Below are 15847 nucleotides of genomic sequence, written 5' to 3'. Positions count from 1 at the left end.
GATCAGTCGATGCGTTTGGCCGACTTGATGTAGACCGGATCCACCGGGACATCGCTCATGCCTTTCTTGACGGCTCTCGGCGAGTTGACGATCTGGTCGACCACCTCCATGCCCTTGGTGACCTTGCCGAACACCGCGTAGCCACGGTCGCGGCCCGGGTTGAGGAAATCATTGTCGGCGACGTTGATGAAGAACTGGCTGGTGGCCGAGTTCGGGTCGGAGGTGCGGGCCATGGACAGGGTGCCACGGGTGTTCTGCAGGCCGTTGCTAGCCTCGTTGCGGATTGGATCCTTCGTCTGCTTCTGCTCCATCTGGGCGGTGAAGCCACCGCCCTGGACCATGAAGCCCGGGATCACGCGGTGGAAGATGGTGTTGTTGTAGAAGCCGCTGTCCACGTACTGGAGGAAGTTCTTGGTACTGATCGGTGCTTTTTCTGCGTTCAGCTCGATCTCGATCTTGCCGAAACTGGTGACCAGCTCAACGTGCGGGGTCTTGTCGGAGGCCATGACGCTGGTGGCGAAGGCGACCGAGCAGGCGGTGAGCAGAAGTTTTTTCAGCATGGGCTCAAAGATCCTTGAGAGGTGGAAGCGGCTGCGAGGAACTGCAGCACGGTACGGTTGAAGACTTCAGGTTGATCCAGGGGCGTAGCGTGCCGCGAATCGTCGATGACCGCCAGTCTGGCATTGGGCATCAGGGCGACGTAACGCTCCTTCAGTTGTATCGGTGTGTAATCGTGGTCGGCGGCGATCACCAGGGTGGGACAGCGGATCTGGCCGATGCGTTCCTGCACGCCCCAGTCGACGATGGCGTCGAAGCTTTTCAAATAGGCACGTTTGTCGTTGCGCGCCCAGCGCTCGGCCATCTTGCGCCGCAATTCGGCCTGCTCCGGCTTGGGGAACAGCCGTGCGGCCAGGCCCTTGCCGACGGTCTCGACGCTGAGCAGGCGCGCCAGGCTCCAGCGCTTGAGCCACCAGATCCAGTCGCTACGGGTGCGGCGCTTGACCTCGGGGGCGCTGTTGACGATGCACAGGCTGCGCAGCCAGTCGGGGTGGTCGACGGCGAACTGGAAGCCGAGCATGCCGCCCATGGACAGGCCGACGAAGTGCACCGGGCCGGTGTCCAGATGGCGCAGCAAGGCCAATAGATCCTCGCTGAAGGTCTTTATCTGGTAGCCCTTGCGTGGCTTGGACGATTGCCCGTGGCCGCGGATGTCCATGAGGATCACCCGGTACTGGCGGCTGAGCTCGGGTACCTGCAGTTCCCAGTCCTGGCTGCTCGAGCCCAGCCCGTGCAGCAGCACCAGGGGCTCGCCCTGGCCGTGTTCCTGGTAATGCAGCAGGCATCCGTCATGTTCGAAACAGGCCATGGGCGCGGTCCTCTCAGGCTTGCGGGGGGGCTGCGAAGGGCACGTCCAGCGGCGCGGTGTCGAAGTTGCGCAGCAGTTCGATGAGGATCTGCGTGGCCGGGCCCAGGGTCTTTTCCTTGCTCGAGTAAAGGTAGAACAGTGGATGGCGGCTGCCACCCTGATCCAGCGGCAGGGGCTTGAGCACGCCTTCGCGCAGCTCGCGCTCGATCATGTGCCGGGGCAGCCAGGCAAAGCCCAGGCCGCTGCCGACGAAGGTCGCCGCAGTGCCCAGGCTGCCGACCGTCCAGCGCTGCTCGGCGCCGAGCCAGCCGACATCGCGCGGCTGGGCCCGGCCCGAGTCGCGGATCACCACCTGCAGCTGGCTTTCCAGGTCCTGGAAGGTGATCTCGCGGCCCATGCGGTGCAGGGCGTGCTCGGGGTGGGCGACGGCGATGAACTCCACCGGGCTCAGCTCGGTGCCCAGGTAGCCGCCGATGTTGAAGCTGCTGATGGCAAGGTCGGCGATGCCTTCGTGCAGCACTTCCTCGACCCCGGACAGCACCTCTTCGCGCAGGCGTACCCGGCAGCCGCGGCTCTGCGGCATGAAGGCGGCCAGGGCGCGCACCAGGCGGGCGCTGGGGTAGGCGGCGTCGACCACCAGGCGCACTTCGGCCTCCCAGCCCTGTTCCATGTGGTGGGCCAGGTCTTCCAGCTGGCTGGCCTGCTTGACCAGTTGCCGCGAACGGCGCAGCAGCACGCTGCCGGCCTCGGTCAGCACCGCCTTGCGTCCATCGATGCGCAGCAATGGCACGCCCAGTTGCTCCTGCATCCGCGCCACGGTGTAGCTCACCGACGACTGCGAACGGTGCAGGGCCTCGGCGGCCTGGGCGAACCCACCGTGGTCGACCACTGCCTGCAGGGTCCGCCACTGATCCAGGGTAACGCGCGGTGCTTTCATCCAGGGCTCCTGTTGTCCTAAGCTGCGCTCTTCCCAAGGAGAGCGCCCGTATGAAGAAATGTTGTGCGGCTTTGCTGTTGTGCCTGCCCCTCGGGGCCATGGCATACCCGATCGACGTGGAAAAGGACCTGACCGGGGTCAAGGTCGACTACACCGCCTACGACACGGCCTACGACATTGGCTCGATCAGCCTCAACAACTATGGGCAGGTACCGGCGGCGTGCAAGGTCACTTTCCGCAACGGCCCCGAGGCGCCACGGGTGCGCCGGGTCAATGTGCCTGCCGGCAGGAGCGTGGATGTCACCGCCAAGTTCAACCGGCAGATCATCAAGCTGCGCATCGTGCTCGACTGCAAAGCGCAATAAAACAGATTAATCGATAGGTTGATCCCATTTTTTACGCTTTTTTATCGATAGGTCAACCACTAATCTCACCTCCATCGAATCGCCACCCTTTACCGCCGATGGAGGCACCCCATGTCCCGCGTACTGATCATCGAAAGCAGCGCCCGCCAGCAGGATTCCGTTTCCCGTCAACTGACCCTGGACTTCATCCAGCAATGGCAAGCGGCGCATCCGGCTGACGAGATCAAGCTGCGCGACCTGGCCGTGAACCCCGTGCCGCACCTGGACGCCAACCTGCTCGGCGGCTGGATGAAGCCCGAGGAGCAGCGTAGCGCCGCCGAGCGTGACGCGCTGGAGCGTTCCAACGCGCTGACCGACGAACTGCTGGCTGCCGACGTGCTGGTGATGGCCGCGCCGATGTACAACTTCACCATCCCCAGTACCTTGAAAGCCTGGCTGGACCACGTGCTGCGCGCCGGCATCACCTTCAAGTACACCCCGACCGGGCCGCAGGGCCTGCTCAACGGCAAGCGCGCCATCGTCCTGACCGCCCGCGGCGGCATCCATGCCGGTGCCAGCAGTGACCACCAGGAACCCTACCTGCGCCAGGTGATGGCTTTCATCGGCATCCATGATGTGGACTTCATCCACGCCGAGGGCCTGAACATGAGCGGCGAGTTCCACGAGAAGGGCCTGAACCAGGCCAAGGCCAAGCTGGCCGCGGTGGCCTGAGCCGCGACGAATTCCCAACCCTGACACCTTGTTGCTCCTTTGGGTGTGCCTGCCCGGCCAAGTGATGGCCGGGCTTTTTTTATGCCTGTGAGGACGGCACGCCTCCTGTAGGAGCGGCCTTGTGCCGCGAAAGGGCCGCAAAGCGGCCCCGGCGATTTCTGCTCGATACTGAAATCCTGGGGCCGCTACGCAGCCCTTTCGCGGCACAAGGCCGCTCCTACACGGGGAAGCGCGCGAAGAGAAAGGGGAGACGTCCACGAGCACCCCCAAAATCCCATGGTTGAACTGCCCAGGCCCAACCCGCTAAGGTCCCCGCCTTGATCCACGAGGGCCAATCATGGGCTATCTGATAATCGTCGCGCTGATCCAGGCGTACTCCTTCAACCTGATCGGCGAATACCTGGCCGGCCACGTCGACAGCTACTTCGCCGTGCTGGCCCGCGTTGTCCTGGCCGGCCTGGTGTTCCTGCCGCTGACCCGCTGGCGCCAGGTCGAGCCGCGCTTCATGCGTTCGATGCTGCTGATCGGCGCGTTGCAGTACGGCATCACCTATGTCTGCCTGTACCTCAGCTTCCGCGTGCTGACGGTGCCGGAGGTGCTGCTGTTCACCATCCTCACCCCGCTGCATGTCACCTTGATCGAGGATGCCCTGAACCGGCGCTTCAACCCCTGGGCGCTGCTCGCCGCCCTGGTGGCGGTGGCCGGCGCGGCGGTGATCCGCTTCGACACGGTCACCGGCGAGTTCTTCATGGGCTTCCTGCTGCTGCAACTGGCCAACTTCACCTATGCCGCCGGCCAGGTGCTGTACCGCCACCTGGTGGCCCGTCACCCCAGCGACCTGCCGCACTACCGCCGCTTCGGCTATTTCTACCTGGGCGCGTTGTTGGTGGTGTTGCCGGCCTTCCTGCTGTTCGGCAATACCCAGCACCTGCCGAGCACCGACACCCAGTGGCTGGTGCTGCTGTTCCTTGGCCTGTGCCCGACGGCGCTGGGGCTGTACTGGTGGAACAAGGGCGCCTGCCTGGTCTCCGGCGGTACCCTGGCGGTGATGAACAACCTGCATGTGCCGGTGGGCTTGCTGCTCAACCTGCTGATCTGGAATCAGGACGAACCGCTCGGGCGCCTGGCCATTGGCGGTACGGTGATCCTGGCGTCGGTGTGGTTGAGCCGCTTGGGCGGTCCGCGTGCAGGGCTGCCGGGGACTGCCTCGTCGCGCTAGAGGTATCTGCGCAAGACGAAGGCGCCCGCATGGGCGCCTTCGTCATTCACGGGGGCAATACCAAGGCAGGCTTTGCCCGGCCGACGGTGGCAGGCAAGATGGACACAGGCGGCTCAAGATCGCCCGTTCCGACAATGGATTTGCCTGACACTACAAGGAAGAGACCGTGAACCTTGACCTGACCGACCTGAAACTGTTCATCAAGATTGCCGAGTCCCCTAGCCTGACCCAGGGCGCCAAGCGTGCATGCCTCTCGCCTGGAGCTGCCAGCATGCGCATCAAGTCGATGGAAGCCGAGCTTGGCGAGGGACTTTTTCATCGCCAGCACAAAGGGCTGGTGCTGACCCTGGCAGGTCAGCGGTTGTTGATCCATGCCCGCAAGATCCTGCGCCAGCTGGAAGTGCTCAAGGCCGAATTCGACCACCGCGAAGAGCCTGACGGGGCAAGCATGCGCATGTATGTCGCAGGCTTCAGCGCATTCGAGTCGACCCAGCGCCGGCTGGTGCGCTATCTCGCCGATCACGCCAATGTCGCCATCGACCTGCAGCAACGCACGACCGGGGATATCGTTCGCGGCATTCGCGAGGGCGCCGTTGACATGGGCGTGGTGCTCGGCAGCGACCCTGTGGAGGGTTGCGCCTCGATCGCCCTGCCGGTGCTCAACTATGTGGCGGTGCTGCCCAGGCATCACGCATTGGCCGCCAGCGCCTCATTGCGCCTGGGCGATGTGCTGCGCCACCCGCAGGTCGGGTTGGCGACCGACAGTGCACTGTGCCGTCTGATCGAGCAGCAGGCCGATATCGATGGTGTCGCGGCCCAGTTCAGGATCAAGGTGTCCGGCGCCGAGTCGCTATGCCGGATGATTGCCGAAGGCGTCGGTATCGGTATCGCATCGGATGCAGCGGTGCAGCCTTATCTCGATGGCTGTGGCCTGGTGGCCCGACGCCTCGATGAACCCTGGGCGCGCCAGCAGCACATGATGCTGGTCAGGCATTTCGAGCGCATGCCGCGGCATGTCACCGAACTGGTTTCCTACCTGAGCGCCGCCTGAGCAAACCCGGCAAAGGGGCCGCGTTGCGGCCCCGATGGGTCGGTCATCGTGTGCCGGGCACCAGGTTGAGGATTTCATCGATGGGCATGCAGGCCGGCTCGATCTCATAGGCCCGGTCGTGCTCGAGGATGCTGGTGGCGACCTGGCGCATGGCCGAGTAGGCGCCGCGCAGCATGTGGTTGGCGTAGATCACCGCATTGAAACCGGCATCGGCCAGGCACGAGAAGGTCAGTTGCGGGTAGCTGGTCGGCACGCAGACCAGGGGTGTGTGCGGGTGGGTCTGCTTGAAGCGGCGGGCGAATGCGAGGATCTCCTCGCCCGTGCTCTTGCGGCTGTGGATCATGATGCCGTCGGCGCCGGCCTCGGTGTAGGCGCGACAGCGTGCGAGGGCGTCATCCAGGCCTTTTTCCAGGATCAGGCTCTCGCAGCGGGCGAAGATCATCATCGAGCCCCCCAGGCGATGCTGGGTGCCGGCCCTGATCTTGTCGCAGAAGAGTTCGACGGTTTCCTGCTCCTGATGCACGCTCAGGCCCAACAGCGAGTTCTTCTTCAGCCCGCATTTGTCTTCGATGACGATCGCCGACACCCCGGCGCGGGCCAGCCACTGCACATGGATGGCGAAATGCTCGATCTTGCCGCCGGTGTCGGCGTCGTAGATCAGCGGCAGGTCGCAGACCGTGAGGATTTCGTTCAGCCGTTCCAGGCGGTCGCTGGGCGAGAGGATCTCGATATCCGGCAGGCAGCGCTGGGTCGAATCGGTCAGCGAGCTGGACCAGATGGCATCGTAGCCCAGGCTGGTGTCGCCGGCGCCGAGGCGCACGCTCTTGGCCAGCATGGCCGAGATCGGGCTGTGTGCCTCGAGTACCCGCAGGCAGGCTTTTTCACTGAACAACTGGCGCAGGTCGATGCGCGCGTCACGCTTGATCACGTTCATATGCCTCATCCCTGTTGTGAGGTATCGGTCAGGCAGCGAGCACCGACTCCATTTTGTCCAGGTGCTCGCAGGCTCTTTTCACGTATTCGCAGGACAGCGCCTCGATGCGCGTGTGGTCCAGTGCCTGGCGCGTGGCGCGGCAGTAGAGTTCGAGGGCGCTGGTGGCATGGAAGAAATGCTGCGCCTCGACCGCGCCGCAATGCACGCTGAGGAACGAGGCGATGCGATGCGCCTCGCCTGGAGTCTTGCCTTGCGCCTCCTTGAGCCAGTCCTTCCACAGGGGCGTCATCACGTTGTATTCCCCGGTATTGAACAGCTCGGTCATCGCCATCATCTCGATGGCCTCGACCAGTTGCGGGGCGAGCGGCCGCTTGCTGCCCACCCAGGTGGAGAATTCCTTGGTCACCGGGTTCAGGTAGCGGTCCTGCAGGCGCCAGTCCTCCGAGCCGCAGATGGCGGTGGCCATGCGCGCATACAGCTTGGAATGGTGCGGGTGGCCGTGCATCTCGCCCAGGCCGATGTCCTCGACGATGATCTCGCCGCAGTGACGGGCGGCGTCCTGCAACAGCAGCCGGGCCTGGGGATCGTCGATGGCCTCGGACTCCTGCAGCAAGCGCACGATGATGCTTGAAACCGCATGGGCGGCACCGTCCGGGCTGCGCCAGCCGCAGAAGAAGGTGCACAGGCTTTCCCGTGACCAGGGCCTGGCGGTGATGCGCTGGTAGGTGTCGAGGTAGTCCTCCAGCAGGTCGGCGTGCACCTCGAAGCCTTTTTTCAGGGCGCTGGCCAGCCGTTTGTCCTGCACATCGGTCAGGGCCTGGTCGACGAATGACAGCATGAAATCCGTTTTCTTCATGTCATGTTCTCGCGGGTTGTGGGAAGTCCGGGGTCAGGCAAGCATTGCAATGAAGTCGGTGAAGCGGCCCAGGCCCTCCTCGAGGTCCTGCGGGCTTACCGAGTAGGACAGCCGCACGGCGCTCGGGTCGCCATTGCTGCAGCCGGGCACCAGGGCGATGCGCGCCTCGGTCAGCAACAGCTCGCAGAGGTGGCTGGCGTCGCGGATCGCCTCGCCCTGGTAGCGTTTGCCGAGCAGGCGGGTGATATCCAGGTAGAGGTAGAACGCGCCCTGTGGTGGCGAAAAGCGGATCGCCTCGAGCTTGCCGAGCAGCGCCGTGGCGATGGCCAGCTGCCGATCGAGCTGGGCATTGACCTGGGCACCGAACCGCCGCGCGCCGTCGCCATCCAGTGCGTTGAGCGCCGCGTACTGGGCCAGGCTGCTGGGATTGGAGGTGGTGTGGGCCTGCAGGTTGTGCATGGCCGCGACCACCGCCTTCGGCGCACAGGCATAGCCCAGGCGCCAGCCGGTCACTGCCTGGCTCTTGGAGAACGAGTCGATGATGACGGTCGAGGCCTTGAGCTCGGGCAGCAGCGCGACCAGATTGTGGTGCTGCTGGCCAGTGCGCAGCAGGCTGCGGTAGCACTCGTCGAAGATCACCCAGAGCTTGTGCTCCAGGGCCAGCTCACCGATGGCGAGCAGTTCCCGTGGGTCATAGACCACCCCGGTGGGGTTGTTGGGGGTATTGATGATGATCGCCTTGCTGCGCGGCGACAGCGCGGCCTTGACCGCCGCGCCGCGCAGGCTGTGGTTGTCGCCCTTGGTGTCGACGAACACCGGACGTGCACCGGCCAGTTCGACCTGGGTGGGGAAGGTTTCCCAGTAGGGCCGCGGGATGATCACTTCATCACCCGGATCGAGCAGCACCATGGCGCTGTTGAACAGGGCTTGCTTGGCACCGCTGGACACCGCGATCTCGTCGGCGCCGTAGTCGACGCCCAGGCGCTGGCTGACGCTGCTGGCCAGGGCTTGGCGCAGCCGCGGATTGCCCAGGGGCGGGGTGTAGCGGTTCCACTGTTCGTGGACCGCCGCGATGGCGCCGTGGCGCATGTCCGGTGCGGCGTCGCTGGACAGCTCGCCGGCGGCGAAGTTGATGACCTTGATGCCGGCGTCACGCAGGGCGTTGGCCTTGCTGCGCATGCTCGAGGTGCCGGGCGCGCTGATACGCGCGGATCGTTGCGACAGTCCGTTGCTCATGGTTGACGTCCTTGTTGTTCTTGATCTGGACCGATGTTGCGGATCAGCGGCGCGGCAGACCTTTCATGCCGTTGTAGATCACCAGGCACAGCGGCAAGGTCAGCAGCAACACGCAGGCCAGCACTACCAGGCCTTCGACGACACCGGCCTGGTCGGATATCGCGCCGATCAGCACCGGGGCGAGGGCGCCGCCACCCACGGTGCCGGTGTAGAACCAGGCAAAGACCCGGTCGCGTCGGTCCCGTGGGGCGAAATCCGGAACCAGGCCGCCGAGCACCGACGAGGTGCCGTTGAGTGCCACGCCGATCAGCGGCATCACCAGCATCAGGGCGCCATAGGGCAGTACCAATGCCAGCAGGATCAGCAGCGCGGTCAGCACCTCCGTGCAGATCACCGTGCGCACCGGCCCCAGGCGTGCGCCGAGGTAGCCGCAGAACAGCTTGCCGAAGGCGCCGCCGATGAACAGCAGGGCCAGGGCCAGGCCGATGTGCTCGGTGTTGGCGCCCTTGCTCTGCAGCAGGAACGGCAGGAAGGTCAAAAAGCCCATGCGCACGCCGCTGTCGATGCTGCCGGTGGCGATCAGCGCCATCAGGCCGGCTGGCGTGCCGGTCGCGTCGGCGACCTTGGTCTTCTTGCTGGCGGTTTCGTGGGCCTGGTTCTTTGGCATCAGCCACCACAAGGCGAAGGCGGCGGCGATGCCGAGCACGCCAAGCAGGGTGGCGTTGGTCTGCCAGGAGATGTAGACCAGCACCAGCCCGGTCAGGCCGGGGATGACCGCCTTGCCGATATCCCCGGCGAAGTTGTACTGGGCCAGCGCCTGCTTGACCCGCCCGCTACCCTCGTAGGCGTCGGATACCAGCGCCGAAGCCAGCGGGTGCTGGGTGCTGGCGCCGAGGCCACCGATCATCAGCGCCAGCAGCAGCAGATTGATATCCGTGGCCTGGGCCGCCAGCAGGTAGGCGAAGCCGGCGAGGGCGGTGCCCCTGACAAGCAGGGTTTCGCGCCCCCATTTGCGCGCGCCGCGGCTGGCCAGCAACTGGAAGCCGGCCATCATCCCGGCGTAGGCGCCGCGCAGCAGGCCGACCTGGGCATAGCTCAGGCCGAAGGCGGCCTGCCAGATAGGCAGCAGCACATAGATAACGTCGGTCAGGCCATCGTGCACGCCATGGGCCAGGCTGCCGGCGGCCAGTGCCTTGCGGCGGTTGGCCGGATCGCTGCGGTCCGGTTCGTCGAGTGGTTTTTCCAGGGAGATGTCCTGACGCATCGCTTGCTCGCAGTCCTTTGGCCGATACCGTGCCGCCTGTCATTGGGGCGACCTGTTCGCTGCAGGTTAGGAGAAGCGGGGAGAGGCGGGTATTCGTATTTCTCGAAGGCTGGCGTTTAATAATTCTGAAATACTTGTAACTAATTGTTTCTTTGTGCTTTGTGAGAATACAAGGCCATTGTGCACAGCTGAAAAAACTTTCCGTTCGTCAGCGATCCGTGGGAGCGGGCTTGCCCCGCGATGGCAGTGCCAGCCTTTTCGCGGGGCAAGCCCGCTCCCACGCATCCCTAAATCAGGCTTCGTCGAATTCCCGCATCGAGGTCACCAAAGGTGGCCTGGCCGCCAGCCCCGCACGCATGTCGTTGCCACTCGGCTGCTGGTACAGGCTCAGCCCGAATTCCGGCAGCACCGCCAGCAGGTAGTCGAAGATATCGCCCTGGATGCGCTCGTACTCGGCCCACACCGTGGTGGTGGTGAAGCAGTAGATCTCCAGCGGCACGCCCTCGGCGGTGGTCTGCATCTGGCGGACCATGCAGGTCATGTTCGGGTGCACGTTGGGGTGGCTCTTCAGGTACGCCAGGGCGAAGGCGCGGAAGGTGCCGATGTTGGTCAGCTGGCGGCGGTTGGCCGACAGCTCCGCCACCGGGCCCAGGGCCTCGTTCCAGTGATGCAGTTCCTGGCGCTTCTGCGCCAGGTAGTCGCCCAGCAGGCGTACCTGGCCCAGGCGCTGTTCTTCGTCCGGGCTGAGGAAGCGCACGCCGGCGGCGTCGATGAACAGGCTGCGCTTGATCCGACGCCCGCCGGACTGCTGCATGCCGCGGTAGTTGCGGAACGACTCGCTCATCAGGCGCCAGGTGGGGATCGAGACGATGGTCTTGTCGAAGTTCTGTACCTTGACCGTGTGCAGGGTGATGTCCACCACATCGCCGTCGGCGCCGGCCTGGGGCATCTCGATCCAGTCGCCGACGTGCAGCATGTCGTTGCTGGTCAGCTGCACGCTGGCGACGAACGACAGCAGGGTGTCCTTGTACACCAACAGCAGCACCGCCGACATGGCGCCCAGACCCGACAGCAGCAACAGCGGCGAGCGGTCGATCAGGGTGGCGACGATGACGATGGCGGCGAAGATCCACAGCATCATCTTGGCCAGCTGCATGTAGCCCTTGATCGAGCGGGTGCGGGCGTGTTCGCTGCGGGCGTAGATGTCCAGCAGCGCGTCGAGCAGGCAGGACAGGGCGCGGGTCATGAACAGCAGGGTCACCGCCAGGGCGACGTTGCCGAGGAAGTGCTGGGTGGTGGCCGACAGCTCCGGCACCAGCTTCAGGCCGAACTGCACCACCAGCGACGGGGTGGTCTGCGCCAGGCGGTGGAACACCTTGTTGTGACGCAGGTCGTCCAGCCACCTGAGTGCCTGTTGGCGGCCGAGCAGGCGGGTGGAGTGCAGGATCAGGAAGCGTGCCAGGCGGCCGACCAGCAGCGAGACCAGCAGCAGCACGATCAGGCCGAGGGCTGCATGCAGCAGTGGGTGTTGATCGAGCGTGCCCCAGAGGTCGAGGGCGTCGCGCCAGAAGCGTTGGATGTCCATGGGCGTGGAAGCGGTCTGTGTTGCGGTATGAAGGGGTATTAGAGCGTGGATCGGCGCAAAGTTGCCAAAAGAAATTCGGTTCTGGCCACGGAAAACGTTACCCTATGCAACTGAATTTTTCGCACTTGCCCGAGGTTACCCCCGTGTTTTCCCAATTCGCCCTGCACGAACGCCTGCTCAAAGCCGTGGCCGAGCTGAAATTTGTCGAGCCGACGCCGGTGCAGGCAGCGGCCATTCCCCTGGCCCTGCAAGGGCGTGACCTGCGGGTGACGGCGCAGACCGGCAGCGGCAAGACTGCCGCCTTCGTGCTGCCGCTGCTCAACCGCCTGGTCGACCGCAAAGGTCCAAGCGTGGAGATCCGTGTGCTGATCCTGCTGCCGACCCGCGAGCTGGCCCAGCAGACCCTCAAGCAGGTGCAACTGTTCTCCCAGTTCACCTACATCAAGTCGGGCCTGGTCACCGGCGGTGAAGACTTCAAGGAGCAGGCCGCCATGCTGCGCAAGGTGCCGGACGTGCTGATCGGCACCCCCGGCCGCCTGCTCGAGCAGCTCAATGCCGGCAACCTGGACCTGTCGCACGTGGAAGTGCTGATCCTCGACGAAGCCGACCGCATGCTCGACATGGGCTTTGCCGAAGACATGGAGCGCCTGTGCAAGGAGTGCGAGAACCGCAAGCAGACCCTGCTGTTCTCGGCCACCACGGGCGGTGCGGCCCTGCGCGATATCATCGGTAAAGTGCTCAAGGACCCTGAGCACCTGATGCTCAACAGTGTCTCGCAACTGGCCGAGGGCACCCGTCAGCAGATCATCACCGCCGACCACGACCAGCACAAAGAGCAGATCGTGCAGTGGCTGCTGGCCAACGAGACCTACCAGAAGGCAATCATCTTCACCAACACCCGTGCCCTGGCCGACCGTATCTATGGTCACCTGGTGGCCAAGGAGGTCAAGGCTTTCGTCCTGCACGGCGAGAAGGACCAGAAGGATCGCAAGCTGGCCATCGACCGCTTCAAGGATGGCGGTTCCAAGGTCCTGGTGGCCACCGATGTCGCCGCCCGCGGCCTGGACATCGACGGCCTGGACCTGGTGATCAACTTCGACATGCCACGCAGCGGTGACGAATACGTGCACCGTATCGGTCGCACCGGCCGTGCCGGTGGCGAAGGCCTGGCGATCTCGCTGATCACCCACAACGACTGGAACCTGATGTCGAGCATCGAGCGCTACCTCAAGCAGCAGTTCGAGCGCCGCGTCATCAAGGAGGTCAAGGGCACCTACAGCGGGCCGAAGAAGGTCAAGGCCTCGGGCAAGGCTGCCGGCAGCAAGAAGAAAAAGGGTGAGAAGAAGGCCGGTGCCGACAAGAAGGGCGCGGCCAAGAAAAAGCCTACCGCCAAGCCGAAGGCCAATGCGCCTCTGGCCAGCTCCGACGGCCTGGCACCGCTGAAAAAGCGCAAGCCGGCGGCTGAGTAAGCCCCTCCGGTCATGAGCCCGCCACTGCAACGGTGGCGGGTTGCTTCACCTCTTTCCCCAGGGCGCGTAGCCCGTTTCCCAAACCGTATTCCAGCCCGGGCATTTTGCCGCCCGACCGCCACACTCCTCTGGCATCTGCAGTCAAGGAGGAGTAGTGTATGTACAGCTGTAAATACGATTGTCCCGTGCGATTTGAATGGGACGAGGACAAGAACCTGCTCAACATCCGCAAGCACGGTATCGACTTCAATGACGTGCCCGAGATGTTCCGCCAGCCGATGCTGGCGTTGCGCGATGAGCGATTCGAGTACCCGGAGGCACGCTGGATAGGCATGGGCTGGATCAACGCCTGGGTCAGCGTGGTCGCCTACACCGAACGGCAGGGTGATGTGATCCGCATCATTTCCGCCAGAAGAGCCACACGACGTGAGGTAACGCGCTATGTCGAAACCGTCCAGAAGCTGTGAGCAAGACCAAGCCCCGGTCGATACCTCGGACATCCCCGAACTCGACGATGACTTTTTCCGCCGCGCCGAGCTGCGAGTTCCGGCCAAGCAAACGGTGACCATCCGCCTGGACGCCGACGTGCTGGCCTGGTTCAAGGAACAGGGGGCCGGCTACCAGACCCGCATCAACCAGTTGCTTCGCCAGTACATGCAAGCCCAGCAGCGGCGCTGACACTGGCGCGGTCAGGTTTTCCTTTCCGCTTCTTTAAGCTCCTGGATGCGCTTGTCGATCAACTGGCATTTGTCCGGCAAGTCCTTGCTGGCCGTTCCGAGCTGCATGTGCTGGAGCTCGTCGTTTATCTCCTTGGCCTTGCGCGGGTTCTGTTCGGTCAACTGGCTGACCAGCCCTGCCAGTTCTTCTCTTTTCTGCGTGGCCTCTTCCGGTGTGCAGGCCCAGATGGGCTGTGCACAGAGCAGGGTGGCCGCGCAGATAAGGCATGGCAACGGTTTCATCCCTCGACTCCTTGTTACCAGTGGATTCAGTCCGGTGGAGGCGTCTGGCTGCCTGGAAGTTCAGTCCAGGTGATTGCTGGAGGGGTCCTTTGACGATTTCACGGTTTTTTGACGATATTAATTTGACGCCATGATGATGGCCAAATAATATCCCGCGCTCTTTTCCGTGGTCCAGGGACTGGATGATGTCTATGCGTTTTAACCGGGGGCGAGCTTGCATACTTGCCGCCTTGCTGGCCTGCACGACCATGGGTACGGCCCGTGCTGCCTCACCCGGCGACCAGGACCTGATCCGCGACCGCCAGGACCGTCTGCTCGAAGAGCAGCAGCGCCGCCTCGAAGAGCTGCGCAACCTGCCCGGCAAGGCCGCTGAACCCGGTGAGTCGCAACCGGCGACCGACAGCCGCTGCTTCACCATCCACACCATCGAACTCAAGGGCGCCGACAGCCTGTCCGCCGCCGACCGCGACCGCCTGCTCAAGCCCTTCATCGACCAGTGCCTGGGCGTCACCCAGCTCAACGCCCTGCTCAAGGCCATCACCGACCATTACCTGGGCCGCGGCCTGGTCACCAGCCGCGCCTACCTGCCGCAGCAGGACCTGTCCTCGGGCCACCTGCAGGTATTGGTGGTGGAAGGGCGCCTGGAAGGGCTGCGCCCGGACCCGGCCAGCGGCCTGAGCGACCGCGAACTGGCCATGGCCTTCCCCGGCGATATCGACCAGCGCCTGAACCTGCGCGAGATCGAGCAGATGGTCGACCAGCTCAACCGCCTGCCGTCGAACAAGGCGCAGATGGAGCTGACCCCGGGCAAGGCCGTCGGCGGCAGCGAAGTGCTGGTGCGCAACACCCAGCAGAAACCCTGGCGCGCCTCGCTGTCGCGCAACAACGAAGGCCAGCGCAGCACCGGCGAGCAGATGCTCAACCTTGGCCTGGAATGGGACAGCCCGCTGGGCCTGGCCGACCAGCTGATGCTGCGCGGCGGCCACGACGTGGTCAGCGATCACACCCAGGGCTCGAAGAACGGCGTGCTGTTCTACAACCTGCCGTGGGGCTGGTGGAACTTCACCTACAGCTACAGCGAGAGCGAATACCGCTCCCTGGCCCAGGCCAACGGCTTTACCTTCAAGCAGACCGGCGACAGCCAGAACCACCAGCTGCGCGCCGAGCGCGTGGTGCACCGCGACGCCACCAGCAAGACCTCGCTCAATGCCGGCATGGCCCACCTGCGCACCAACAACTACATCGAGGACAGCCGCCTGGCCGGCAGCAGCAACCGCCTGAGCGAGGCGCAGTTCGGCATCAACCATGGCCGGCGCCTGGGCAATGCCTTCGTCAACCTCGACCTGGGCACCCAGGAGGGCATCGGCGCCTTCGACGCCCAGGACAATGGCCATCCACGCCCGGGCCAGCCGGTGGCGCGCTACCGCAAGTACAGCGCCACGCTCAGCTACGTGCAGGGTTTCCAGCTCTTCGGCGAGCGCCTGAGCTTCAGCAGCCTGGCCACCGGCCAGCGCAGCGAGGACGTGCTGTTCAGCCCGCAGCGCATCAGCCTGGGCGGGTTGTCGTCGGTGCGCGGCCTCAAGGACCAGTCACTGTCCGGCGACAGCGGCGGCTACTGGCGCAACGACCTGCGCTGGACCCGCCCGGTGAACTGGCCGCTGCTGCAGCCGCTGGTGGCCGAGTACGGCCTGGGCCTGGGCTACGACCTCGGGGTGATCCGCAACGATCGCTACAACGGCGAGTACCACGGCCGTGCCAGCAGCCATTCGCTGGAGCTGTTCGCCCGCGGCCAGCACATGGCCGCCAGCGTGACCTTCGCCCACAGCCTGGAACGCCCCGACGTGCTGACCGAGAAGGAACGCCCGGTGTATTTCCGCCTGGATTTCTTCCTCTGA

The 15847-nt window shown here is 64.5% G+C and carries 17 protein-coding genes; 8 read left to right on the top strand and 9 right to left on the bottom strand.

Annotation, left to right across the window (positions count from 1 at the left end; genetic code table 11):
* Nucleotides 1-2: 2 nt before the first annotated feature.
* Genes AC0MAZ_RS22870 through AC0MAZ_RS22860 form a run of 3 tightly spaced genes read right to left on the bottom strand, consistent with a single transcriptional unit; the run spans nt 3 to nt 2303 of the window.
* Nucleotides 3-560 (bottom strand): peptidylprolyl isomerase, encoded by a 558-nt coding sequence (locus AC0MAZ_RS22870; protein WP_475859274.1) that lies wholly within the window; start codon nt 558-560, stop codon nt 3-5.
* Complete coding sequence (locus AC0MAZ_RS22865; RefSeq protein WP_203651430.1) at nt 554-1366, bottom strand: alpha/beta fold hydrolase; 813 nt, start codon at nt 1364-1366, stop codon at nt 554-556. Before AC0MAZ_RS22865 ends, AC0MAZ_RS22870 begins: the two co-directional genes overlap by 7 nt.
* Before the next feature lie 13 nt (nt 1367-1379).
* Nucleotides 1380-2303 carry a LysR family transcriptional regulator gene (locus tag AC0MAZ_RS22860; protein WP_028693074.1) on the bottom strand — a complete coding sequence of 308 codons (924 nt, stop codon included), beginning with the start codon at nt 2301-2303 and terminating at the stop codon, nt 1380-1382.
* Between the two features lie 50 nt (nt 2304-2353).
* Here AC0MAZ_RS22860 and AC0MAZ_RS22855 point away from each other — a divergent pair, with 50 nt between their 5' ends.
* From AC0MAZ_RS22855 to AC0MAZ_RS22840, 4 genes are all read left to right on the top strand, one after another.
* On the top strand, nt 2354-2668 hold the full coding sequence (locus AC0MAZ_RS22855) for a 3-phosphoglycerate kinase (RefSeq protein ID WP_110739155.1): 315 nt from the start codon (nt 2354-2356) through the stop codon (nt 2666-2668).
* Nucleotides 2669-2779: 111 nt separating this feature from the next.
* Nucleotides 2780-3379 carry an FMN-dependent NADH-azoreductase gene (locus AC0MAZ_RS22850; RefSeq protein ID WP_203651432.1) on the top strand — a complete coding sequence of 200 codons (600 nt, stop codon included), beginning with the start codon at nt 2780-2782 and terminating at the stop codon, nt 3377-3379.
* 337 nt (nt 3380-3716) lie between these two features.
* Nucleotides 3717-4598: a carboxylate/amino acid/amine transporter gene (locus tag AC0MAZ_RS22845; protein WP_475859271.1), complete on the top strand. Its 882-nt coding sequence runs from the start codon at nt 3717-3719 to the stop codon at nt 4596-4598.
* Between the two features lie 166 nt (nt 4599-4764).
* Nucleotides 4765-5649, top strand: coding sequence for a LysR family transcriptional regulator (locus AC0MAZ_RS22840; protein ID WP_475859270.1), 885 nt, complete (start codon nt 4765-4767; stop codon nt 5647-5649).
* Between the two features lie 43 nt (nt 5650-5692).
* On the opposite strand, the gene aepX is transcribed toward AC0MAZ_RS22840, so the two are convergent.
* The 5 genes from aepX to AC0MAZ_RS22815 all read right to left on the bottom strand — a co-directional run bounded on the left by aepX (nt 5693) and on the right by AC0MAZ_RS22815 (nt 11524).
* Nucleotides 5693-6583 (bottom strand): phosphoenolpyruvate mutase, encoded by an 891-nt coding sequence (gene aepX / locus AC0MAZ_RS22835; RefSeq protein ID WP_475859269.1) that lies wholly within the window; start codon nt 6581-6583, stop codon nt 5693-5695.
* A gap of 28 nt (nt 6584-6611) precedes the next feature.
* Nucleotides 6612-7439 (bottom strand): hypothetical protein, encoded by an 828-nt coding sequence (locus tag AC0MAZ_RS22830; RefSeq protein ID WP_475859268.1) that lies wholly within the window; start codon nt 7437-7439, stop codon nt 6612-6614.
* Between the two features lie 33 nt (nt 7440-7472).
* Nucleotides 7473-8675 (bottom strand): pyridoxal phosphate-dependent aminotransferase, encoded by a 1203-nt coding sequence (locus AC0MAZ_RS22825; protein ID WP_475859266.1) that lies wholly within the window; start codon nt 8673-8675, stop codon nt 7473-7475.
* Nucleotides 8676-8718: 43 nt separating this feature from the next.
* The gene (locus AC0MAZ_RS22820; protein ID WP_203651445.1) at nt 8719-9939 is read right to left on the bottom strand and encodes an MFS transporter; all 1221 of its coding nucleotides are present in this window, start codon (nt 9937-9939) and stop codon (nt 8719-8721) included.
* 292 nt (nt 9940-10231) lie between these two features.
* Complete coding sequence (locus AC0MAZ_RS22815; protein ID WP_475859264.1) at nt 10232-11524, bottom strand: mechanosensitive ion channel family protein; 1293 nt, start codon at nt 11522-11524, stop codon at nt 10232-10234.
* A 104-nt stretch (nt 11525-11628) separates the two neighbouring features.
* Here AC0MAZ_RS22815 and AC0MAZ_RS22810 point away from each other — a divergent pair, with 104 nt between their 5' ends.
* The 3 genes from AC0MAZ_RS22810 (at nt 11629) to AC0MAZ_RS22800 (ending at nt 13671) form a co-directional block, all read left to right on the top strand.
* Nucleotides 11629-12993 (top strand): DEAD/DEAH box helicase, encoded by a 1365-nt coding sequence (locus AC0MAZ_RS22810; RefSeq protein WP_203651447.1) that lies wholly within the window; start codon nt 11629-11631, stop codon nt 12991-12993.
* A gap of 185 nt (nt 12994-13178) precedes the next feature.
* Nucleotides 13179-13460 (top strand): BrnT family toxin, encoded by a 282-nt coding sequence (locus tag AC0MAZ_RS22805; RefSeq protein WP_203651449.1) that lies wholly within the window; start codon nt 13179-13181, stop codon nt 13458-13460.
* On the top strand, nt 13435-13671 hold the full coding sequence (locus AC0MAZ_RS22800) for a BrnA antitoxin family protein (RefSeq protein ID WP_023631177.1): 237 nt from the start codon (nt 13435-13437) through the stop codon (nt 13669-13671). The genes AC0MAZ_RS22805 and AC0MAZ_RS22800 overlap by 26 nt, the downstream gene beginning before the upstream one ends.
* An 11-nt stretch (nt 13672-13682) precedes the next feature.
* Here AC0MAZ_RS22800 and AC0MAZ_RS22795 read toward each other — a convergent pair whose 3' ends face one another.
* Nucleotides 13683-13952 (bottom strand): hypothetical protein, encoded by a 270-nt coding sequence (locus tag AC0MAZ_RS22795; RefSeq protein WP_203651453.1) that lies wholly within the window; start codon nt 13950-13952, stop codon nt 13683-13685.
* Nucleotides 13953-14200: 248 nt separating this feature from the next.
* Here AC0MAZ_RS22795 and AC0MAZ_RS22790 point away from each other — a divergent pair, with 248 nt between their 5' ends.
* The gene (locus AC0MAZ_RS22790) at nt 14201-15847 is read left to right on the top strand and encodes a ShlB/FhaC/HecB family hemolysin secretion/activation protein (protein ID WP_475859261.1); all 1647 of its coding nucleotides are present in this window, start codon (nt 14201-14203) and stop codon (nt 15845-15847) included.

Source organism: Pseudomonas sp. A (assembly GCF_056270345.1).
The sequence above is the reverse complement of the archived record's forward strand: the minus strand, read 5'-3'. Positions and strand labels throughout refer to the sequence as shown.

Excerpts from the sequence above, each read along its gene's own strand:
- AC0MAZ_RS22870 (WP_475859274.1), bottom strand. The coding sequence starts at position 560 with ATGCTGAAAAAACTTCTGCTCACCGCCTGCTCGGTCGCCTTCGCCACC.
- AC0MAZ_RS22865 (WP_203651430.1), bottom strand. The coding sequence starts at position 1,366 with ATGGCCTGTTTCGAACATGACGGATGCCTGCTGCATTACCAGGAACAC.
- AC0MAZ_RS22860 (WP_028693074.1), bottom strand. The coding sequence starts at position 2,303 with ATGAAAGCACCGCGCGTTACCCTGGATCAGTGGCGGACCCTGCAGGCA.
- AC0MAZ_RS22855 (WP_110739155.1), top strand. The coding sequence starts at position 2,354 with ATGAAGAAATGTTGTGCGGCTTTGCTGTTGTGCCTGCCCCTCGGGGCC.
- AC0MAZ_RS22850 (WP_203651432.1), top strand. The coding sequence starts at position 2,780 with ATGTCCCGCGTACTGATCATCGAAAGCAGCGCCCGCCAGCAGGATTCC.
- AC0MAZ_RS22845 (WP_475859271.1), top strand. The coding sequence starts at position 3,717 with ATGGGCTATCTGATAATCGTCGCGCTGATCCAGGCGTACTCCTTCAAC.
- aepX (WP_475859269.1), bottom strand. The coding sequence starts at position 6,583 with ATGAACGTGATCAAGCGTGACGCGCGCATCGACCTGCGCCAGTTGTTC.
- AC0MAZ_RS22830 (WP_475859268.1), bottom strand. The coding sequence starts at position 7,439 with ATGAAGAAAACGGATTTCATGCTGTCATTCGTCGACCAGGCCCTGACC.
- AC0MAZ_RS22825 (WP_475859266.1), bottom strand. The coding sequence starts at position 8,675 with ATGAGCAACGGACTGTCGCAACGATCCGCGCGTATCAGCGCGCCCGGC.
- AC0MAZ_RS22820 (WP_203651445.1), bottom strand. The coding sequence starts at position 9,939 with ATGCGTCAGGACATCTCCCTGGAAAAACCACTCGACGAACCGGACCGC.
- AC0MAZ_RS22815 (WP_475859264.1), bottom strand. The coding sequence starts at position 11,524 with ATGGACATCCAACGCTTCTGGCGCGACGCCCTCGACCTCTGGGGCACG.
- AC0MAZ_RS22810 (WP_203651447.1), top strand. The coding sequence starts at position 11,629 with ATGCAACTGAATTTTTCGCACTTGCCCGAGGTTACCCCCGTGTTTTCC.
- AC0MAZ_RS22800 (WP_023631177.1), top strand. The coding sequence starts at position 13,435 with ATGTCGAAACCGTCCAGAAGCTGTGAGCAAGACCAAGCCCCGGTCGAT.
- AC0MAZ_RS22795 (WP_203651453.1), bottom strand. The coding sequence starts at position 13,952 with ATGAAACCGTTGCCATGCCTTATCTGCGCGGCCACCCTGCTCTGTGCA.
- AC0MAZ_RS22790 (WP_475859261.1), top strand. The coding sequence starts at position 14,201 with ATGGGTACGGCCCGTGCTGCCTCACCCGGCGACCAGGACCTGATCCGC.